15 protein-coding genes and 3 pseudogenes are annotated in these 20,205 nt (G+C 69.8%); 9 read left to right on the forward strand and 9 right to left on the reverse strand.

All coding sequences use genetic code 11. The annotated features are described in order from the left end of the window. Positions 1–12: 12 nt before the first annotated feature. Genes uidA through ACH4U7_RS46955 form a run of 6 tightly spaced genes read right to left on the reverse strand, consistent with a single transcriptional unit; the run spans position 13 to position 8,310 of the window. Positions 13–1,806, reverse strand: coding sequence for a beta-glucuronidase (uidA, locus tag ACH4U7_RS46930; protein WP_398533899.1), 1,794 nt, complete (start codon positions 1,804–1,806; stop codon positions 13–15). Positions 1,807–1,846: 40 nt separating this feature from the next. Beyond that, positions 1,847–3,058, reverse strand: coding sequence for a family 1 glycosylhydrolase (locus ACH4U7_RS46935; protein WP_398533900.1), 1,212 nt, complete (start codon positions 3,056–3,058; stop codon positions 1,847–1,849). A gap of 2 nt (positions 3,059–3,060) precedes the next feature. Beyond that, on the reverse strand, positions 3,061–3,930 hold the full coding sequence (locus ACH4U7_RS46940; protein WP_398533901.1) for an ATP-binding cassette domain-containing protein: 870 nt from the start codon (positions 3,928–3,930) through the stop codon (positions 3,061–3,063). Then, positions 3,927–5,798 carry an ATP-binding cassette domain-containing protein gene (locus ACH4U7_RS46945; protein ID WP_398533902.1) on the reverse strand — a complete coding sequence of 624 codons (1,872 nt, stop codon included), beginning with the start codon at positions 5,796–5,798 and terminating at the stop codon, positions 3,927–3,929. Before ACH4U7_RS46945 ends, ACH4U7_RS46940 begins: the two co-directional genes overlap by 4 nt. Further along, positions 5,795–6,739, reverse strand: coding sequence for an ABC transporter permease (locus ACH4U7_RS46950; protein WP_398533903.1), 945 nt, complete (start codon positions 6,737–6,739; stop codon positions 5,795–5,797). Before ACH4U7_RS46950 ends, ACH4U7_RS46945 begins: the two co-directional genes overlap by 4 nt. Positions 6,740–6,747: 8 nt before the next feature. Beyond that, positions 6,748–8,310 carry an ABC transporter substrate-binding protein gene (locus tag ACH4U7_RS46955; RefSeq protein WP_398533904.1) on the reverse strand — a complete coding sequence of 521 codons (1,563 nt, stop codon included), beginning with the start codon at positions 8,308–8,310 and terminating at the stop codon, positions 6,748–6,750. Positions 8,311–8,557: 247 nt separating this feature from the next. Here ACH4U7_RS46955 and ACH4U7_RS46960 point away from each other — a divergent pair, with 247 nt between their 5' ends. Further along, on the forward strand, positions 8,558–9,166 hold the full coding sequence (locus ACH4U7_RS46960) for a TetR/AcrR family transcriptional regulator (RefSeq protein ID WP_398533905.1): 609 nt from the start codon (positions 8,558–8,560) through the stop codon (positions 9,164–9,166). A 44-nt stretch (positions 9,167–9,210) separates the two neighbouring features. Here the strand turns inward: ACH4U7_RS46960 and ACH4U7_RS46965 are convergent, their stop codons facing one another. Further along, a complete protein-coding gene (locus ACH4U7_RS46965; protein WP_398533957.1) occupies positions 9,211–10,209 on the reverse strand; it encodes a LacI family DNA-binding transcriptional regulator in 999 nt (332 codons plus the stop codon). Between the two features lie 227 nt (positions 10,210–10,436). On the opposite strand from ACH4U7_RS46965, the pseudogene iolC reads away from it, so the two are divergent. The 8 genes and pseudogenes from iolC to ACH4U7_RS47005 all read left to right on the forward strand — a co-directional run bounded on the left by iolC (position 10,437) and on the right by ACH4U7_RS47005 (position 18,303). Beyond that, positions 10,437–11,458: pseudogene (gene iolC, locus ACH4U7_RS46970) on the forward strand (5-dehydro-2-deoxygluconokinase). Positions 11,459–11,462: 4 nt separating this feature from the next. Beyond that, positions 11,463–11,721: pseudogene (locus ACH4U7_RS46975) on the forward strand (aldolase); the annotation flags it as partial. Beyond that, positions 11,720–12,361 (forward strand): annotated as a pseudogene (locus ACH4U7_RS46980) (thiamine pyrophosphate-dependent enzyme); the annotation flags it as partial. The pseudogenes ACH4U7_RS46975 and ACH4U7_RS46980, both read left to right, overlap by 2 nt. Positions 12,362–12,400: 39 nt before the next feature. Next, entirely contained in the window at positions 12,401–13,912 is a 1,512-nt protein-coding gene (locus ACH4U7_RS46985; protein WP_398533906.1) for a CoA-acylating methylmalonate-semialdehyde dehydrogenase, read from the forward strand. A 92-nt stretch (positions 13,913–14,004) separates the two neighbouring features. Beyond that, positions 14,005–14,955, forward strand: coding sequence for a TIM barrel protein (locus tag ACH4U7_RS46990; protein WP_398533907.1), 951 nt, complete (start codon positions 14,005–14,007; stop codon positions 14,953–14,955). Positions 14,956–14,964: 9 nt separating this feature from the next. Next, the gene (locus tag ACH4U7_RS46995) at positions 14,965–16,395 is read left to right on the forward strand and encodes a sugar porter family MFS transporter (RefSeq protein WP_398533908.1); all 1,431 of its coding nucleotides are present in this window, start codon (positions 14,965–14,967) and stop codon (positions 16,393–16,395) included. 25 nt (positions 16,396–16,420) lie between these two features. Further along, positions 16,421–17,440 carry a Gfo/Idh/MocA family oxidoreductase gene (locus tag ACH4U7_RS47000; RefSeq protein ID WP_398533909.1) on the forward strand — a complete coding sequence of 340 codons (1,020 nt, stop codon included), beginning with the start codon at positions 16,421–16,423 and terminating at the stop codon, positions 17,438–17,440. Then, positions 17,437–18,303, forward strand: a complete 867-nt coding sequence (locus ACH4U7_RS47005) for a sugar phosphate isomerase/epimerase family protein (RefSeq protein WP_398533910.1) — start codon at positions 17,437–17,439, stop codon at positions 18,301–18,303. Before ACH4U7_RS47000 ends, ACH4U7_RS47005 begins: the two co-directional genes overlap by 4 nt. A 90-nt stretch (positions 18,304–18,393) precedes the next feature. On the opposite strand, the gene ACH4U7_RS47010 is transcribed toward ACH4U7_RS47005, so the two are convergent. Next, positions 18,394–19,401: a Gfo/Idh/MocA family oxidoreductase gene (locus ACH4U7_RS47010; RefSeq protein WP_398533911.1), complete on the reverse strand. Its 1,008-nt coding sequence runs from the start codon at positions 19,399–19,401 to the stop codon at positions 18,394–18,396. A gap of 33 nt (positions 19,402–19,434) precedes the next feature. Beyond that, on the reverse strand, positions 19,435–20,196 hold the full coding sequence (locus ACH4U7_RS47015; protein WP_398533912.1) for an SDR family oxidoreductase: 762 nt from the start codon (positions 20,194–20,196) through the stop codon (positions 19,435–19,437). Between the last annotated feature and the right edge of the window lie 9 nt (positions 20,197–20,205).

A 20,205-nucleotide genomic window follows, 5' to 3' on the forward strand; every position in this document is an offset into this window, starting at 1 on the left:
CGGACACCGGGGTCATGCTTCGCTCGACGGCTTGGCGCCGCCGAGCCCGCGCCACCGCGCCCGTAGCGCGCGGGCCGCCGCCTTGGGCCGTCGGTCGCGGGTGAAGACACCCTTCCTGTTGCCGTCGACCCGGTGGATGCCGTTCGCGGTCTGGAAGTCGGCGAAGTTCCAGATGTGTTCGCCGACGACCTCCTCGATCCGGTCGAAGGTCCGGTGGTACGCGGCCAGGTAGGCGGTCTGGTACTCCTCCGTCCACGGCTGGTCCCATACGGAGTGCAGGCCCTGGAGGGTGTCGGCGCCGTACTCGCTCATGATGATCGGCTTGCCGAACCTGGCGGCCCAGCCGCGCAGATCGCCTTCCAGGTATCTCTCGGCGGTGGTCAGGTCGCCCGTCGCGATGTACCAGCCGTAGTAGCGGTTGATGCACAGGACGTCGAACAGGTCGGCGATGCGGTCGTTGTCGGAGGTCGCGAACATCACGGCCGCGTAGCAGACGGGACGGGTGGGGTCGAGCTCGCGGGTGAGTTCGAGGAGCGGTTCGAAGTATTCGCGCGCGCCCTCCTCGTTGGAGGACGGCTCGTTCGCGATGCACCACATCACGACGCTGGGATGGTTCTTGTCGCGGGCGATGAGCTCCCTGATGGCCTGGGCGTGGGCGGCGCGGGTGTCGTCGTTGATGGTGTCGGGCGAGAAGGTGGGGCGCACCGGTGCGCCGGTCAGTCCGCCTTCGACGGCCAGGTTGAGGCCGACGGCCGCCGTCTCGTCGATGACGACGATGCCGTGCCGGTCGGCGAAGTCCAGCACCTCCTCGGCGTACGGGTAGTGCGAGGTGCGGAAGGAGTTGGCGCCGACCCACTCCATCAGCTGGAAGTCATGAACGAGATAGGCGTCGTCGTGGCCCTTGCCGCGCACCGGGGTGTCCTCGTGCTTGCCGAAGCCGGTGAAGTAGAACGGCTCGCCGTTGATGAGGAACCGCGCTCCGCGGACCTCGACCGTGCGCACGCCGAAGGGCTGGGCGTAGGTGTCCACCACGTCGCCGGCGTCCATGACCTCGGCGACGAGGTCGTACAGATGGGCCGCACCCGGCCGCCACGGTGTCACGTTCTCGATGCGCAGGGCTCCGCTCGCCCCGTCGGACACCGCGACCTCGTCTCCCGACGGGTCCAGGACACGGACGCGTACGGGGGCGGTCGTGCTGGTGGTGACCTCGTAATCGACCGTGCCGGTGGTGCCGTCGAGGCCGGTCACCACGGTGATGTCGGCGATGTGCGCGGCGGGCACGCTGTACAGCCATACGGAGCGGGCGAGGCCGGCGTAGTTGTAGAAGTCGTGCAGATAGGTCTGGGTCCGGCGGCCGTCCTGACTCACGGTGATCCTGCCGGGCGGGATGGTGGTGTTGGTCAGCTCGTTGTTGACGCCGATGGTGAGCCGGAACTCCTGGCCGGGGCGTACGTGGTCGGTGATGTCGGCCTCGAACGGGGTGTAGCCGCCGATGTGTTCGGCGACCAGCGCGCCGTCGACGTAGACCCGCCCCCGGTGTGTGGCGGCGTCCACCCGCAGGATGGCGCGGTCGCCCTCCCAGCCGCGCGGCACCCGCACCTGGCGCTGGTACCAGACCCAGCCGACGTGGTCGCGGATGGCGCTGTCGGTGAACAGGTCGTTGTAGCTGGCCGGGACCGCGGCCTCCAGCGAGGTGTCGAGCGGGCCGTTCCACGGGGTGTCGCCCACGGTCCCCTCGACGGCGAACTTCCAGACTCCGTCGAGACTCACCAGTTCGCGGGTGGCGGTCGGACGGGGCTTCAGCATGGGGTTCCTCTCCGGTGGGGAAACGGGTGGCGGCGGATCGTCACAGGCGCCCGCGGCGCGCGACCTCGCCCAGCCATGCCAGGCTCGGCTTGGGGTGGCGCTGATACGTCTCGCGGTCGACGGCGATGAGGCCGAACGTGGGCTCCCAGTGGCCCCACTCGAAGTTGTCCAGGGCGCTCCAGTGGAGGTAGCCGCGGATGTCGATGCCGTCGTCGACGGCCGCGAGGAGATGTCCGATCGCCTCCTTGGTGTAGGCGATCCGCCGCTCGTCGTCGGCGGTGGCGATCCCGTTCTCGGTGACCAGGATCGGGATGCCGCCCGTGGCCTCCCATACGTGCCGCACCGCGATGCCGATCGCGTCGGGCCGGTACGCGTTGCCGGTGAGCGTGGTGTCCGGGCCCTGCGGATGCGGGACGATGCCGTTCTCGTCGACGGGCTGGCTGGAGTACGACTGCACCCCGATGAAGTCGTCCTCACGGGCGGCTTCGAGGTACAGGTCCTCGCGGACGTACCGCAGCTCGCGGAGTATTTCCTCGTTGCCGGGGGTCGGGGTCAGGGCCTGGCAGGCCACCGTCCAGCCGACGGCGGCATCGGTGTGCTTCTTCAGGATGTCGCGGGCCGCATGGTGCGCCTCGGCGAGTCGCCGGCCGATCTGCGGGTCGGGGTTCGGCAGGACCGGTCGCGCGGCGCCCTCGACCGTCGGGCTCATCCACTCCTTGGTCGACGCGGGCGCGTCGGATGCCTGCACGAGGCGGCTCATCGTCACCATGATGGCGAGCATGTTGGGCTCGTTCATGGTGCAGACCCACTTGACGTCGTCGAGGATGCTGGTGGCCGCCCGGATATACGCCTGGAAGCGCTCGACGGCCCGCTCCCCCGCCCAGCCCCCTTCGTCCACGAACCACTTGGGGTTGGTGAAGTGGTGCAGCGTGACCACCGGTTCGAGGCCGAGCTGACGGGCCGTGTCGATCATCCGGCGGTAGTGGGCCAGTTCGGCGCGGGAGAACTTGCCGGGAATGGGCTCGATACGCGCCCACTCGATACCGAAGCGGTACGAGGTCAGACCCGCGTCGGCCAGCAGCCGCATGTCCTCCGCGTAGCGGTGATAGCTGTCGATCGCGTCGCCGCTGAGTTCCATGCCGGGCAGCAGCTGCTCGCTGGCCCACCAGTCGCTGTTGAGGTTGTTCCCCTCCACCTGGTGGGGGGCGGTCGACGCACCCCAGAGAAAACCGGGCACGAGTCGAGTCGTCATGGTCACTTTCCTTCTTCCGTAGAGCTGGAGACCGGGCGCTCCGCCGCCTTCCGCCGTTGCCGCTCCTCGCGCCGCTCCCGCTGCTCGACGGGGTTCGCGACCGGGGCGGCGAGCAACAGGCGCCGGGTGTATGGGTGTTCGGGGGTGGAGGTGACACGGCCGGCCGGGCCGGTCTCGATGACGTCGCCGCGGTAGACCACGCTCACCCGGTGGCTCACCCGCCGGATGACCGCGAGGTCGTGCGAGACGAAGAGATACGCGACGCCGGTGCGCCGCTGGATGTCCACGAAGAGGTCGAGTACGCGTGCCTGCGTCGACAGGTCGAGCGCGGAGACCGGCTCGTCGCAGACGATCAGTTTGGGCCCGGGGGCCAGGGCCCGGGCGATCGCGACGCGCTGGCGCTGGCCGCCGCTGAACTCGCGCGGCAGCCGTTCGGTGGCGTCGGCCGGCAGCCCCACGTGGTCCAGCAGTTCGCGCACGCGCGTCCGGGCGTTGCGTGGGCGCGCGCCCTGCGCCACCAGGGGCTCGGCGAGGGTGTCGCCGATCGTGAGGGACGGGTTGAGCGAGGAGTAGGGGTCCTGGAAGACGACCTGGATGTGGCGGGCGAGGGCGCGGCGCTCCTTCGCCGTGCGGTGGGTGATGTCCTGGCCGAGAAAGCCGATGTGTCCGCCACTGGGCTTCACCAGGCCGAGCACCGCCCGGCCGATGGTCGTCTTGCCGGATCCGGACTCGCCGACGATGCCCAGCGTCTCGCCCTCGTCCACCGCCAGGGACACCCCGTGCAGCACCTCCCGCGGGCGGGCGCGGACTCCGCGCCCCGGGTATGCCACGCGCAGATCGCTCACGTCGAGCAGGGCCCGGGCCGTCGTCATCGCGCCTCCGTCTCGAACGTGTCCGTCTTACGCGTGTCCACGCCGGGCCCATCGGCGCGCAGGGTGTGCTCGTCGAGGATGGAATCCAGCAGCATCCGGGTGTAGTCCTGTCGCGGCGCGCTGAAGATGTCGAGCGCGTCACCGGTCTCGACGATCCGGCCCGTCCGCATGACCGCGACGCGGTCGCAGCTGTCGGCGACCACACCGAAGTTGTGGGTCACCAGCAGCACGGCCATGTTCGTTTCCGTCTGCAGGTCGCGCAGCAGGTCGAGGATTTCCGCCTGCACGGTGACGTCGAGCGCCGTCGTCGGCTCGTCGGCGATGAGCAGCAGCGGGCGGCTCGCGATCGCGCCGGCGATGAGCACGCGCTGGGCCATGCCGCCGGAGATCTGGTGCGGATAGGAGGAGAAGGTGCCCCGCGGATCCGGGATGCCGACCCGGTCCAGCAGAGCGAGGACGCGTGTCCGCGCTTCGCGCCGGGTCATCGGCGACGACGCGCGCAGCCCCTCGACGAGCTGTGCTCCCACCGTGAAGTTGGGGTCGAGATTGGACATGGGCTCCTGCGGCACGTACGCGATGGAGGTCCCGCGTACGGCGCGCAGTGCGCGCTCGTCCAGGCCGAGGAGTTCGCGTCCGTCGAGCCGGATCGAACCGCGGGTGACGACCGCCTCGGCGGGCAGCACACCGAGGACGGCGAACGCGGTCTGGGTCTTCCCAGACCCCGACTCGCCGACGAGACCGAGGGTCTGCCCCGCTTCCAGGGTCAGGGTGACGCCGCTGACGACCTCCTTCAGCTCGCCCGTCGGTGTCGGGTAGGCGATGGCCAGGTCCTCGACGGTGAGCAGGCCCGGAGCCGTCCCCGTAGGGGCCCCGGTCGGTGTCGAGCCCGGCCCGGTGTGCGCCGGCTGCGCGGTCGGCCGGCGCTCGGGTGGGGCGATCCGAGACGGCACCGGCCGACCGCCGTCCAGCGCGTCCCTGAGCGAGTTGCCGAGCAGCACCAGAGACGCGGTGATGATGCCGAGCGCCAGACTCGGCCAGAGGAACTGCAGTGGTTCCTCGTACAGGTTGCTGAAGCGCTCGGAGATCATCGCGCCGAAGCTGGGGACCGTGCTCGATCCGACGCCGAGGAAGGCGAGGCCCGACTGGACGGAAATGGAGGATCCGGCGAGGAAGGCGGTGGCGATGACGACGGGGCCCCGGACCACGGAGAACACATGGCGCCACAGAATGCGCCGGTCGGACAGGCCCGAGACGCGGGCGGCGTCCACGTAGAGCTCGTTCTTCACGCCGAGGACGAGGTTGCGTACGAGGCGGTAGATCCCGGGCGAGAGCAGCACCCCGAAGATCAGCATCGTGGCGCGGTAGTCGCCGCCCGTCACCGGCAGCAGCACGATGAGCAGCAGCAGCCCGGGGAAGGTCATGACGAGGCTGAAGACCCATTCGGTGACGCCCCGGACGCGGCGGCCGTAGTAGCCGCCGACGAGCCCGAAGGTGACGCCGATGGCCAGGGCGATGCTGGTGCCGATGAGGGCGGCGACCACGCTGGTGTTGATGGAGGCCAGCAGCCGGGCGAAGATGTCACGCCCGCTCTTGTCACCGCCCAGCGGGTAGCCGTCGGTTCCGGCAGGGGCGTTGACCGCGTCGAGGGAGGCTTGGTTGGCGCCGTGGTCGGTGAACAGCGGGGAGAGTTGGCCGAAGAGGACCACGGCGAGGAGGAGGCCGGCGCTGATGACGGCCTGCGGGTCCGTCAGGAGCCGGCGCAGCGGCGATCTGCGGCCGGGGGCTGCGGTGCGGTGTTCGGCAGTGTGGTGTTCGGCGGTGTGGTGTTCGGCGGTGCGGTGTTCGGCGGTGCGGTGTTCGGCGGTCACTGGAGGACCCTCGCCTTCGGGTTGAGCCAGCCGTTCACCAGGTCGACGACGAGGTTGACGCACACCACGAGCAGCACACCGAAGAGGCTGATGCCCATGATGATGGGGATGTCGCCCTGCAGGGACGCGTTGAAGGCGTACTGGCCGAAGCCCGGCAGCGCGAAGACCTGCTCGATGATGAGGGCGCCGCCGAGCATCTGGATGAACTCCAGCGACAGCACGGTGAGCGCCGGCCCGGCCGCGCCGCGCAGGGCGTGGCGCAGCACGATCGACCGGGTCGGTATCCCCCGGGTGCGCAGGGTGCGGATGTAGTCCTTGCGCAGTTCGCCGATCATGGCGCCGCGGATCTGGGAGGTGAGGCCCGCGACGCCGCTCATCATCAGAGCGACGACGGGGATGGCGATGGTGGAGGCCCAGCCTGCCGGGTTCTCCGCCAGCGGGGTGTAGCCGGTGGCCGGGAACCAGTGCAGCTTGACGGCCAGTACGTAGACGAGGGCGATCGCGATCAGCAGATTCGGCACCAGATAGCCGACCATCGACACGCCCTGTGCGATCCGGTCGACGGCGCCGCCGCGGGTGGCGGCGAGCACGCCGAGCACCACGCTGATCACCGTGGTGACGAGCAGGGCGGCGAGCACGATCGACAGCGTGACCCCGAGGCGGGCCGCGAGGGCCGACCGTACGGGCTCGCTGGTGAAGTAGGAGAGGCCGAGGTCGCCGCGGATGGCGTGGGACAGCCAGTCCAGGTACTGGGTGAACAGCGGGCGGTCGAGTCCCAGCTGGGCCTTCTGGGCCTGGACGCGGGCGGGTGTCGCCCCGTTTCCTACGATGCTGCTCGCGATGTCGTCGAACGACGTGCTCAGCAACAGGAACGTGATCATGGTCACCAGGACCGCGAGCACCAGGCCCGCGGTGAGGCGGCGCAACACGTAGAGGGTCATGACGCGGTTCAACCGCGGGCCTGGTCGGCGGCGCCGAACTGCCGGATGGTGGCCATCGTCGAGGAGCCGTCTCCGAGGTAGGTGATGCCCTTCCTGGTCGCCCAGTCGCTGCCGATGTAGAACACCGGGCCGTACCACGCGTTCTCGACCCCGAACTTGTTGATCGCCTTGTAGCTGTCCGCGGCCTTTGCCGGGTCCAGCTCCCGGTTCGCCTGGTCCAGCAGCTTGGTGAGCTCGGGGTCGGTGGAGTTGAACACGTTGCGGTAGCCGGTGGGACTGTAGAAGTTGCGCGCCTCGATCGGGGTGGTGTTCAGCCCGTCGACGATCAGGAACATCGGGTACTTCTTGGAGGCGAGGGCGGAGACGCTCTGCTGTGCGGGCACGGGCTGCCACATCACCTTGATCCCGATGTCGGCGAGCGCCTGGGTGAACGTCGGCTCGAACGGCTTGCTGACGACGAGGCTCGGCATGGTCACGGAGAAGCCGTTGGGGTAGCCGGCCTCGGCCAACAGCCGCTTGGCGGCCGCCGGGTCGTACGCGTATGTCTGGTCCAGCGCGGGGTCGTGCCCCGGTCCCTTGGGGTTGAAGATCTGCTCGGTCGGCCGGCCAGAGCCGCGCAGCAGCCGCTTGACCATCTTGGTGCGGTCGAAGGCCATGTTGATCGCCTTGCGGACCCGCAGATCACCGAGCGGCTTGAGGACGTCCCCCGAGCGGTCGCCCAGGACCAGCGTCGCCACCGCGGTCGCCTGGACGTGCTTGGTCTCAAAGCCCGTCGACTTGAAGGTGGAGACCTGTGCGACATCGACGGTGCCGGCATTGGTCTCGCCCGCCTTGAGGGCGTTGGCCATCGCGGTCTGGTCGGAGATCACCCGGACCTTGACGGTCCGGAAGGGGTATGCCTTCTTGTTCCAGTAGTCGTCGCGCCGCTTGAGCACATAGACGGACCCGTTCACCGTCGCCCCCTTGTCGAGGGTGTAGGGGCCCGAGCCGACCGGATTCAGCGCGGCGCTCTTGGCGTTCATCGTCTTGGGGTCGCCGATGACGCCGGCGGCCGTGGTGAGCGAGGTCAGCAGCGAGCCGTCCGGCTGTTTGAGCTTGATCACGACGGTGGTGGCGTCGGGTGCCTCGACCGAGGTGACGGAGGCGAGCACGCCCTGGCTCGGCCCCGGCGTGGTCCTGATCCGCTCCAGCGTCGTCCGTACGGCGGCCGCGTCGACGGGGGTGCCCGTGCTGAACTTCATGCCGGTGCGCAGTGTGAGGGTCAGGGTGCGCGCATCACCGGAGTAGCGCCAGCTCTTTGCCGCGCCGGGCCGCAGCTCGCCCTTGTTGTCCTGGATCAGCAGCGTGTCGTAGATCGAGTCCCAGACGTAGGTCTGCTGCCCTTCCAGGAGTTGGGTGGGGGCGAGCGAGTTGGGCGTACCGAAGATCGAGAGTGCCAGCGTCGTCCCCGAGGACGAGGACGCTCCTGTCGACTCGCTGTCGCACGCCGACGATGTGAACATCAGCGCGGCGACGCCCAAGGCGGCCAGGGCGCGAGTGTGGGACCGCGAGTGCGGGTGTCGTATGCGCATGGGGTGGATTCCTTCCTCCATGGGCACGGCTGCCTCCCTGTCGGCTCCACGGGGAGCGATGGCGTCAACCTTTACCAGCTGGTTGGTTTTCGCTGGGAAGTTAAGCCCGCGTCGCAAGCGCCGGAAAGAGTACGATCGGCGTTCGTAATCAGAGCGTTATCCAGCGACCGCCCGCGATGCGGCTCCATGAATATCTACCGTCTGGTAAGTTTTGGCGCCCGGCTTCGTCGAGGAGAGTGAGCGCACCGTGAGTCAGGCAAAAGCACGCGGCCCGTACGCCAAGACACCGGCCCGCAGAGCGGAGATCGTACGGGCGGCGCGCGACAGTTTCGCCGAGAACGGCTACGCCAAGGCATCCCTGCGCGATATCGCGGAACGGGCCGGGATCACCCACGCCGGCCTCCTCCACCACTTCCGCAACAAGGACGAGCTCCTTGCCGAGGTGCTTGCCGAGCGCGACTCCGAGGAGTGGCACCACGGCGCGTCCCAGGTCGACAGCGCGGACCGGCTCGCGCCCTACCTCGGCGAGCTCATCCGCCACCACCAGAAGGCACCCGAGCTGATGCGCCTGTGGATCGAGCTCGCCGCCGCGGCCTCACGCTCGGACCACCCCGCCCACGACTACTTCGTCGAGCGCTATGAGCGCGGGCGGGCGCAGTTCACCGAGGGGTTGCAGGACGGAGCGGCCCGCGGCCGGCTGCGCGAGGACCTGAGCCCCGAGAGCGCCGCGATCCTCTTCCACGCCGTGCTCAACGGGCTCCAACTGCAGTGGGTACTCGACCAGGACCTCGATATCGTCGGGCCCGTCACCGACTTCGTACGGCTGCTCTTCGGCCACGATCACGCCGAGGAGTGAGCGCTCAGGCCGAGGAGTGAGCGCCCAGGCCGATGGCTGAGCGCTCAGGCCGCCCCCGGCGGCGGCCCGCTGGTCCCCCGCACCACGAGCTTGGGATCCAACACCGCCTCCCGCGGCTCCAGTTCCGGGTTCTCCAGCCGCTCCACGGCGAACCGGACCGCGTACTCGGCCATCAGCACCGCGTCCTGACGGACAGTCGTCAGCCCTATCGGCATGAGATGGGAGAGGTGGCTGTCGTCGTAGCCGACGACCGAGATGTCCCGCGGGACCTCGACACCACCCCGCGCCAGGGCCATCCACACCCCCATGGCACACCGGTCGTTGCCCGCGAGGACCGCCGTCGGAAGGGGCAGGCCCCGGTCGCGCTCCGCCAGGAGCAGTTGGCCGGTCTCGATACCGGACTGCTCGGTGTGCTCACCGGGGATCACCCGGATCTCCGGCTCCAGTCCGTGCCGGCGCATCGCCGCCCGGTAGGAGCGCCGCCGCTCGGCCGACCCGGGCCCCCGGCCGCCGTCGATGTGCACGATCGCTCGATGGCCCAGTTCGACCAGGTGGTCCATGGCCTGCCGGACCCCCTTGGCCTCGGCGCTGTGCACGAAGTCCACGCGGGCGCGCGGCACCCGGTGGCCGACCGACACGGTGACGGCGCGCTGCCGGAGCTCATCGAGGTAGCCGGGGACCACATCGGGGCCGAGCAGGATCAGCGCCTCGCAGCGGTGGCCGAGCAACGCCTCGACCGCCTTGGCCTCGCTCCGCCCCCCGGCCGCCGCGGAGAGCAGCACGTCATAGCCAAGGCGCTCGGCCTCGGGGTAGATCCCCTCGATGAGGTCGCTGTGGAAGGTCTGCTGCACCGTGAACATCACGCCGAGCGTGCGGCTGCGGCCACGGGCCAAGAGCCGGGCCGCACTGTCGGGGCGGTAGCCGATCTCATCGGCCACCCGTAGCACCCGCTCGCGGGTCTCCTGGCTCGCCCCCGGCTGATTGCGGAACACGATCGAGACCAGCGCACGGGACACCCCCGCCCTGTCGGCGACATCGGCCATCGTGGGCCGCTGTCTGCCCGCCGTATCCACCACTGATCCCACCTGATCTCCCACCACCCTCGACGGAGCCCACCCTAGGACAGCATCGAAATCCTCCGGCAACAAGCTATTGACATGACATTCGGACAGAGGTCATCGTACTCGCACTAGAGCGCGCTAGTAGAGCGCGACAGCAACCCCTCTCCTGACCATTTCCCCGGGTCTCCGGAGCGAAGGGAAACCGTGTTATGCCGTTCGAAGTGCTGACCATGGGCCGCGTCGGAGTGGATGTGTATCCGCTCCAAACGGGCGTGGGGCTGGCCGAGGTCACCTCGTTCGGCAAGTACCTCGGCGGCAGCCCGACCAATGTCGCGGTGGCCGCCGCCCGGTACGGGCGCACCTCGGCCGTGATCACCAAGACGGGCGCGGACCCGTTCGGGGACTTCGTCCGCACGGCCCTGGACGGATACGGCGTCAACACCCGCTTCGTCGGCACGTCGGATATCGCGCCGACCCCCGTGACCTTCTGCGAGATCTTCCCGCCGGACGACTTCCCGCTCTACTTCTACCGGCTGCCCAAGGCACCCGACCTGGACATCCGGCCCGAGGAGCTGGACCTGGCAGCAGTGCGCGACGCCCGGATCTTCTGGATGACCGGCACCGGGCTGAGCGAGGAGCCGAGCCGTACGGCCACCCTTGCCGCGCTCGAGCACCGAGCGAAGGCGGGCACGACGGTGTTCGACCTCGACTGGCGGCCCACGTTCTGGAAGAGCACAGCCCGGAAGAGCCCGGGGGTGACCCCGCCGAGGCCCGTGCGTACTACGCGAAGGCCCTGCGCCACACCACCGTCGCCGTCGGCAATCTCGACGAATGCGAGGTGGCGACCGGCGAGCGCGAGCCGTACGCCGCCGCGAAGGCGCTGCTGGCCGCCGGGGTGGAGCTGGCCGTGGTCAAGCAGGGCCCGAAGGGTGTGCTGGCCATGGACAGGGACGGCTTCGCCGTCGAGGTCCCGCCGGTGCGGGTGGAGGTGGTGAACGGTCTGGGCGCCGGCGACTCCTTCGGTGGCGCGCTGTGCCACGGGCTGCTGTCCGGCTGGGACACCCGGCGCACGGTGTCCTTCGCCAACGCCGCCGGCGCGCTCGTGGCCGGCCGCCTGGCCTGCTCGGAGGCGATGCCGACCGAGGCCGAGGTGGCGGCGGCGCTGCGCGAGACGACCGATGCGACCGATGCGACCGATGCGACCGATGACGAATTTCAGCGAGAGGTGTGAGGACGTGCTGTCCGACAAGGTGAGCCGTATCGTGGAGGCCCGGGTCAGCGACCCCGGCGCCATCGCGGCGGCGGCCGAGCGGCGGGTGAAAGCCACCTCGCTGCTGGGCGAGCACGGCAAGGCGATGATCATCGCCGCCGACCATCCCGCGCGCGGCGCCAACGGCGTCGCGGGCGACCCCACCGCCATGGCCGACCGCTTCGAGCTGCTGGACCGGCTGTGCACCGCGCTAGCGGCCGGGTGTGACCGGTGTGCTGGCCACGGGACGTGGTCATCAACGCGGCCGGCTCCATGCCCGGCGATCTGCAGCAGCTGTGGCGGGCCCGGGATCCCAAGGCCTACTACGTCGAGTACGCGTACTCCTGCATGGGCTACGAGGTCGCCGCGGGCCTCGGCGCGAAGATGGCCGATCCGTCGCGTGAGGTCGTGGTCCTGGTCGGGGACGGCTCGTATCTGATGATGGCCCAGGAGATCGCGACCATGGTGTCCGAGGGTTTGAAGGTCATCGTCGTCCTGGTCCAGAACCACGGCTTCGCCTCCATCGGCTCGCTGTCGGAAGCCCTGGGCTCACAGCGGTTCGGCACCAAGTACCGCTTCCGCGACGGCGGCTCCGGCCTCCTCGACGGGGATGTCCTGCCCGTCGACCTGGCCGCCAACGCCGCGTCCCTGGGCGCGGACGTCCTGCACGCCGCCTCGGTCGACGAGTTCCGTACGGCGATGGAGAAGGCGAAGGCCGCAGGCCGCACCACCGTCGTGCACGTCGAGACCGATCTGTACGGGCCCAACCCGCCCGGCCACGGCTGGTGGGACGTACCGGTCGGCCAGACCTCCGCCCTGGACACCACGCGCACCGCGTACGAGACGTACGCCGCCCATAAGCGGGCGCAGCGCCACTACCTGTGATCCCGTCCCCTCCCGTCCCCCGCAAAGGAAACCCGCACCGTGAAGACCATCGAGCACTGGATCGGCGGCTCCCCCACCCAGAACTCCGCCACCCGGAACTCCGCCACCGCCACCCAGCCGGTGTACAACCCGGCCACCGGCGCCGAGCAGGCCCGGGTCGTCCTCGGCGGGGCCGCCGATGTGGACGCCGCCGTCCAGGCCGCCACCGCCGCCTTCGAGACCTGGTCGGAGTCGTCGCTCACCCAGCGCACCCAGGTGATGTTCGCCTTCCGGCAACTCCTCGTCGAGCACGAGGAGGAGCTGGGCCGGATCATCTCGGCCGAGCACGGCAAGACCGTCGACGACGCGCGCGGCGAGATCGTGCGTGGCCGGGAGGTCGTGGAGTTCGCCTGCGGCCTCGGCGACATACTCAAGGGCGGCTTCTCCGACCAGGTCTCCCGCGGCGTGGACGTGCACAACTTCCGTCAGCCACTCGGCGTGGTCGCGGGCATCACGCCCTTCAACTTCCCGGCCATGGTGCCGCTGTGGATGCACCCGATCGCCATCGCGACCGGCAACACCTTCATCCTCAAGCCCAGCGAGCGCGACCCGTCGGCCGCCGTCTTCGTGGCCGAGCTGTACCAGCGGGCGGGGCTGCCGGACGGTGTGTTCAACGTCGTGCACGGTGGCAAGGACGCGGTCGACGCGATCCTCACCCACCCCGGCATCCACGCTGTGTCCTTCGTCGGCTCCACGCCGATCGCCAAGTACGTCCACGAGCAGGCCACCGCACACGGCAAGCGTGTCCAGGCCCTCGGCGGCGCCAAGAACCACGCTGTCGTCCTCCCCGACGCCGACCTGGAGTTCGCCGCCAACCACATCACCGCGGGCGCCTACGGCTCGGCCGGCGAGCGCTGCATGGCCCTGTCCGTGGCGGTCGCGGTCGGCTCCGCGGCCGCCGGGCTGGTGGAGGTGTTGGAGCGCAAGGCCGGGGAGGTGAAGGTCGGCCCCGGCGACGCCCCGGGCACCGAGATGGGGCCGCTGGTCACCAAGGCCGCCCAGGAGCGCATCGAGAACGCCGTCGGCACCGCCGCCACACAGGGCGCCACCGTCGTCGTGGACGGCCGCGGGCTGAAGGTCGACGGGCACGAGGAGGGATTCTTCACCGGCCCGTCCCTCCTCGACCACGTCACCGCCGAGATGGATGCCTATCAGGAAGAGCTGTTCGGCCCGGTCCTGGCGATCGTCCGGGTGGACACCCTGGACGACGCGATCGAGCTGATCAACGCCAACCCGTACGGCAACGGCACCGCCCTGTTCACCGGCTCCGGTGAGGCCGCCCGCCGCTTCCAGCGCAAGGTCAGGGTCGGCATGATCGGCATCAACGTGCCGGTGCCGGTGCCGATGTCGTACTACTCCTTCGGCGGCTGGAAGGACTCCCTCATCGGCGACTCCCCCATCCACGGCCCCGAGGGCATCCGCTTCTGCACCCGCCCCAAGGTCGTCACCACCCGCTGGCCCCAGCCCAAGCAGCAGGTCGCCGCCGGGTTCACCTTCCCTACCTCCAGCTGACCGCCGCACACCCCCCGCAAGGAGCACGCAAGGAACACCGCGGACAAGTCCCCCGTCCCTCTCCCCACAGGACTTGAAAGGAAGGACACGTCATGGCAACGGCGCCATCCCCCCTCCGGACCACCGCAGGCAATCTGTGCCTCGGCTCCGCCCCCGACTCCTGGGGCGTCTGGTTCCCCGAGGACGAGCACCAGGTGTCGTACACCCGCTTCCTCGACGAACTCGCCCAGGCCGGCTACACCTGGCTGGAGCTCGGTCCCTACGGCTACCTCCCCACCGACCCGGAACGCCTCAAGCGGGAGCTCGACGCCCGTGGGCTCCAGGTCTCCGGCGGTACGGCCTTCGGCGCGCTGCACCGCCCCGAGGCATGGGACGACATGCTCGCCCACGTCCGCCAGGTCGCCACCCTGACGGCCGCCGCGGGCGCCCACCACCTGGTCCTGATCCCGCCCATGTACCGGGACGAGAAGACCGGCGCGTTCACCGAGTCCCCCGAACTGACCGCCGAGCAGTGGGCCGGCTGCGGCCGCGCCGCCGACCGGCTGGGCAAGCTGCTCCTCGACGAGTACGACGTCCGCCTCGTCATCCACCCGCACGCCGACAGCCATATCCAGACACAGCCGGAGATCGAGCGGCTGCTCAACGAGTCGGACGGCCGGTACACGAATCTGTGCCTGGACACCGGGCATGTCGCCTACGGCGGCGGGGACAATCTCGACCTGATCCGCCGGTTCGGCGAGCGCGTCGGCTATGTCCACATCAAGCAGATGGACCCCGAGATCCTGGCCCAGGTGGCCGCCGAGGACCTGTCCTTCGGCGAGGCCGTCAGGCGCGGGGTGTGCGTCTCGCCGCCGGCCGGGGTGCCGAACCCGGCCGATGTGGTCGTCGAACTCTCCCAGTTGGACGCCGAGTTGTTCGTGATCGTCGAGCAGGATCTGTACCCGTGCGCTCCCGAGGTACCGCTCCCCATCGCCGTACGCACCCGTGAGCATCTGGCCGGCTGCGGCCTGACCGGAATCCGACGCCCGAATCACCACCGCTAGGAGGCGGCCATGGACGTCAGGGACGACGCGACAAAGGCCCCCGCACCCGCCGCCACCATCGACGACGCGCCCCAGGCGGTCTCCCGGCGGCTGCGGATCATCACCGTCATCGCCACCTTCGGCGGACTCCTCTTCGGCTACGACACCGGCGTCATCAACGGCGCCCTGCCGTATATGACCGACGACCTGGGCCTCACCCCGTTCACCGAGGGCATGGTCACCAGCTCTCTTCTCCTCGGCGCGGCGCTCGGCGCGGTCGCCGGCGGGCGGCTGTCGGACGCGCGCGGCAGACGCCGTACGATCCTCACCCTCGCCGTGCTGTTCTTCGTCGGCGCGCTGGGCGCCACTCTCGCGCCGACCACCGCGGTGATGATCGTGGCGCGGTTCGTCCTCGGCCTCGCCGTCGGCGGCGCGTCGGTGACCGTGCCCGTCTATCTCGCCGAGGTCTCCCCCTCGGAACGGCGCGGTGCGCTGGTCACCCGCAATGAACTCATGATCGTCAGTGGTCAGCTGCTGGCCTTCACCTCCAACGCGATCATCGCGAACATCGGTGGCGAGAGCGGCGGTGTCTGGCGCTGGATGCTGGTGATCGCCACCATCCCCGCCGTCGTCCTCTGGTTCGGCATGCTGGTGATGCCGGAGAGCCCCCGCTGGCTGGCCTCCCAGAGCCGCTTCAATGACGCCCTCGGCGTCCTCAAGCAGGTACGCTCGCAACAGCGGGCCGAGGCCGAGCTCGCCGAGGTGTCCGCGCTCGCCGTCAAGGACGAGCAGGAAAAGCTCGGCGGCTGGAAGGACATGAAGTCGGTGCCGTGGGTGCGCAGGCTGATGTTCATCGGCTTCGGCATCGCCATCGTGCAGCAGATCACCGGCGTCAACACGATCATGTACTACGGCACCCAGATCCTCACCGACGCCGGTTTCGCCTCCGACAGCGCGCTGACCGCGAACATCGCCAACGGTGTGATCTCGGTGCTGGCCACCTTCGTCGGCATCTGGCTGCTGGGCCGGGTCGACCGCCGCCCCATGCTGATGACGGGGCAGATCGGCACGACGGCCGCCCTGCTGCTCATCGGCGTCTTCTCCCTGGTGCTGCCCGCCGGGGACGGAAGGGCGTACGCCGTGCTCGCCATGACGGTGACCTTCCTCGCCTTCCAGCAGGGCGCGATCTCGCCGGTGACCTGGCTGATGCTCTCGGAGATCTTCCCGATGCGGATGCGCGGCTTCGGCATGGGCGTGGCGGCCGTGGTGCTGTGGCTGACCAACTTCGTGATCGGCCTGGTCTTCCCGTCCCTGGTCTCCGGGATCGGGGTCTCCAACACCTTCTTCCTCTTCGTGGTGGCCGGGGTCTTCTCCTTCGCCTTCGTCAAGCGCTATGTCCCCGAGACCAGGGGCCACTCCCTCGAAACCCTCGAAGCCGAACTCCGGGCGCGCTTCTCCTGACCCTCCCGTTCTTAAGGAAACGACCATGACCGTACGTGTAGGCGTCATCGGCGCCGGAATGATCGGCCAGGACCACATCAGGCGCCTCACCGATGTCGTCACCGGAGCCACCGTCACCGCCGTGACGGACATCGACCAGGCCCGTGCCGCCGAGGTCGCGGCCACGGTGGGCGCGGTGGCGCTGCCCACTGGTGCCGAGCTGATCGCCTCTCCCGAGGTGGACGCCGTCCTCGTCACCTCCTGGGGCCCCACCCACGCCGAGCATGTGCTGGGCGCGATCGCGGCCGGCAAGCCGGTGTTCTGCGAGAAACCCCTCGCCACCACCGCCGAGGACTGTCTGCGCATCGTCGACGCCGAACGCGCCCACGGCCGCCGCCTCGTCCAGGTCGGCTTCATGCGCCGGTTCGACGCCGGATACCGCCAGATGAAGGAGGTCATCGCCGCCGGCTCGCTGGGCACACCGCTGATCGTGCACTGCGCCCACCGCAACCCGACGGCGCCCGAGTCGTACACCTCGGCGATGGCCGCCCAGGACACGGCCGTGCACGAGATCGACGTGCTGCGCTGGCTGCTCGACGACGAGATCGTCTCCGCCCAGGTGATCACACCGCGCGCCACCAGCATGCGGTTCGAGCATCTGAAGGACCCCCAGCTCATGTACTTCGAGACGGCCAACGGCGTCCGTATCGAGCTGGAGGTGTTCGTCAACTGCCAGTACGGCTACGACATCCAGTGCGAGACCGTCGGCGAGAAGGGCCTGGTCCGGCTGCCCGACCCGGCCGCCGTCGGGGTCCGCACCGCCGGAGCGCACGGCACTGCGGTCCCGCAGGACTGGAAGGGCCGGTTCGCGGACGCCTTCGACACCGAATTCCGCGAGTGGATCAACGGCATCGCGGCCGGCGTCGAGCCCACCGGTCCCTCCGCGTGGGACGGCTACGCCGCCACCGTCATCACCGACGCCGCCGTCCGCTCGCTGGAGTCCGACAGCCACGTCATCACCGTCGACATGAAGCCCCGCCCGGCCTTCTACGGAGGCACCGCATGAAAATCGCCCTCGACCCGTATATGTTCCGCGCCCTGCCGATCGACGACATGGTGCGCACGGTCGCCGAACTCGGCTACGGCTACATCGAGCTGTCGCCACGCGACGACTTCATGCCGTTCTTCCTGCATCCGCGGGCGGACGACGAGCGGATCGCCGCTCTGAGGACATCCCTGCGCACCCACGGTGTGCGGCTGTCCTCCGTACTCCCCCTGTACAAGTGGTCCTCGCCCGACGAGGCCGAACGGCAGGCCGCCGTCCGCTACTGGAAGCGGATGATCGAGATCACCGCGGAACTCGAATGCCCGCTGATGAACTCGGAGTTCAACGGACGCCCGGAGCGGGCCGCGGAGAGCGAGGCGGCCTTCTGGCGCTCGCTGGAGGAACTGCTTCCGCTGTTCGAGCGGGAGGGCATCGCCCTGAACCTGGAGGCGCATCCGGACGACTTCTGCGAGGAGAACACCCCCGCGGTCGACCTCGTCCGCGCGATCAACAAACCCTGGGTGAACTACCTCTACTGCGCCCCGCACTCGTTCCATCTCTCCGGCGCCGACCCCACGGCGGACATCGCGGCGATGATGCGCTACGCGGGCGACAAGCTCCAGCACGTGCACATCGCCGACTCCTTCAACCACAAGGGGTCCTCGGGCCTGCGCTATATCCTCAACCCGCCCGGCACCGCGGCCCGTATCCACCAGCACCTGGACATCGGGCAGGGCGAGGTCGACTGGGGCGCCTTCTTCGGCACCCTGCTCGAGCTGAACTTCGACGGCGTCGCCACGGCATGCGTCTTCGCCTGGGAGGAGCGGGCGCGCGAGTCCTCGGCGTTCATGCTGGACCGCATCACCAAGGAGCTCGCCGCATAGGCAGCCACTCTCAGGGAGTACCCGGACCACCCTCCGGAAGAGGCACGGGGCCCGACCGCGCGATCCGCGGCCGGGCCCCGGCTGCCTCCCTCACACCGCCGTACGCACCTCCTCCAGCCGTACGGGCCGCCGCTCGCGCAGGGACAGGGTGCACGCCTCGGCGATCCAGCCGGCCTCGATGGCGTCCGCCACCGTGCACGGTGAGCGGCGGGTGCCCGCCACGACCTCGGTGAACGCGGTGAGCTCGGCGCGGTAGGCGTCGGCGAAGCGGTCCATGAAGAAGTCGTGTGGCGGTCCGGCCGGGAAGGTGGCGCCGGGTTCGACGGAGCGCAGCGGCAGCCGGTCCTCCAGGCCCACCGCGATGCTGTCCTTCATACCGTGCAACTCCAGACGGACATCGTAACCACGCGCGTTGTGGCGGGAGTTGGAGATGACAGCGATGGTGCCGTCGTCGAGGGTGAGCAGGGCCGAGGCCGTGTCGACGTCGCCCGCCGCTCGGATGTAGTCCGCGCCCCGGTTGCCGCCGGTGGCGTACACCTCGGTGACCTCGCGGCCGGTCACCCAGCGCACGATGTCGAAGTCGTGCACGGCGCAGTCGCGGAAGATGCCGCCTGAGGTGGCCACATATGCGGCCGGCGGCGGCGCGGGGTCCAGGGTGGTGGACCGTACGGTGTGCAGTGGTCCGAGTTCGCCGCTGACGACGGCCGCGCGGGCGGCGACGCATCCCTTGTCGAAGCGCCGGTTGTAGCCGATGTGCACCTCGACGCCGCCGTCCGCCACGGCGCGCAGCACCTCCAGGCTCTCCGTGACGCCGCGGGCCACGGGCTTTTCGCAGAATACGGGGACGCCCGCCTTGACGGCGGCCAGGATCAGCTCCGGGTGGGCGTCGGTCGCGGCGGCGATGACCACGCCGTCCACACCGGCGGCGAACACGGCCTCCGGGGAGCCGACGGCGGTGGCCCCGAACCGCTCCGCCGCGGTGGCGGTGGCCGCGGCCACCGGGTCGGTGACCACGAGGGAGTCCACCGCGTCGAGCCCGGCGAGGGTTGCCGCGTGGAAGGCGCCGATCCGGCCAAGACCCATGATGCCAATGCGCATGAAAATTCTCGTTCCTTCAGCCCGAGGGGCGGCTCAGTCGAGGCCGCCGATGACGATCTGGTCCCAGTCGATGACCGAGCCGGTCACCACACCGCTGCGGTCGGAGAGCAGGAAGACGACGAAGTCGGCGATCTCGTCGACCTGGCCGAGCTTGCCCATCGGCTGTTGCTCGGCGGCCTTCTCGAGCCAGTCGTCACCCGCGCCGTGGAAGGCGCGCTGGGTGGCGTCCTCGCCCTCGGTGTCCGTCCAGCCGATGTTCAGGCCGTTGATCCGGACGCGGTCGAAGCGGTGGGCATGCGCGGCGTTGCGGGTCAGGCCGACGAGCCCGGACTTGGCCGCGACGTACGGGGCCAGATAGGGCTGTCCGCCGTGCGCCGAGGTGGTGATGATGTTGACCACCGTACCGGGCGCCTTGCGCCCGACCATGTCGGCGACGGCGGCCTGCATCGCGAAGAACGGCGCCCGCAGATTGATCGCAATATGGGCGTCGAACAGCTCCGGTGTGGTGTCCAGCAGCGAGCCACGCGAGGTCAGCCCGGCCGCGTTGACCAGGCAGTCCACGCGCCCGTGCGCGGCCACGGTCCGCGTGACGCTGCCATGCGCCTGCGCCGGATCCGCGAGGTCCGCGCGGAGGAAGTGCGCGCCCGTCTCCGCCGCGAGCTCGTCGCCGACCTCGGCCCGGCGCCCGGTGAAGGCGACGGTCGCGCCTTCCCGTACGGCGGCCCGTACGATGCCGGCGCCGACGCCCTGGCTGCCGCCGTTGACGAGGACGACCTTGTCGTCGAGCAGTCCCATGAGTGTGGT

The organism is Streptomyces sp. NPDC020845 (assembly GCF_044334165.1).
GTDB lineage: Bacteria > Actinomycetota > Actinomycetes > Streptomycetales > Streptomycetaceae > Streptomyces.

Excerpts from the sequence above, each read along its gene's own strand:
- uidA (WP_398533899.1), bottom strand. The coding sequence starts at position 1,806 with ATGCTGAAGCCCCGTCCGACCGCCACCCGCGAACTGGTGAGTCTCGAC.
- ACH4U7_RS46935 (WP_398533900.1), bottom strand. The coding sequence starts at position 3,058 with ATGACGACTCGACTCGTGCCCGGTTTTCTCTGGGGTGCGTCGACCGCC.
- ACH4U7_RS46940 (WP_398533901.1), bottom strand. The coding sequence starts at position 3,930 with ATGACGACGGCCCGGGCCCTGCTCGACGTGAGCGATCTGCGCGTGGCA.
- ACH4U7_RS46950 (WP_398533903.1), bottom strand. The coding sequence starts at position 6,739 with ATGACCCTCTACGTGTTGCGCCGCCTCACCGCGGGCCTGGTGCTCGCG.
- ACH4U7_RS46955 (WP_398533904.1), bottom strand. The coding sequence starts at position 8,310 with ATGCGCATACGACACCCGCACTCGCGGTCCCACACTCGCGCCCTGGCC.
- ACH4U7_RS46965 (WP_398533957.1), bottom strand. The coding sequence starts at position 10,209 with ATGGCCGATGTCGCCGACAGGGCGGGGGTGTCCCGTGCGCTGGTCTCG.
- ACH4U7_RS46990 (WP_398533907.1), top strand. The coding sequence starts at position 14,005 with ATGGCAACGGCGCCATCCCCCCTCCGGACCACCGCAGGCAATCTGTGC.
- ACH4U7_RS46995 (WP_398533908.1), top strand. The coding sequence starts at position 14,965 with ATGGACGTCAGGGACGACGCGACAAAGGCCCCCGCACCCGCCGCCACC.
- ACH4U7_RS47000 (WP_398533909.1), top strand. The coding sequence starts at position 16,421 with ATGACCGTACGTGTAGGCGTCATCGGCGCCGGAATGATCGGCCAGGAC.
- ACH4U7_RS47005 (WP_398533910.1), top strand. The coding sequence starts at position 17,437 with ATGAAAATCGCCCTCGACCCGTATATGTTCCGCGCCCTGCCGATCGAC.
- ACH4U7_RS47010 (WP_398533911.1), bottom strand. The coding sequence starts at position 19,401 with ATGCGCATTGGCATCATGGGTCTTGGCCGGATCGGCGCCTTCCACGCG.
- ACH4U7_RS47015 (WP_398533912.1), bottom strand. The coding sequence starts at position 20,196 with ATGGGACTGCTCGACGACAAGGTCGTCCTCGTCAACGGCGGCAGCCAG.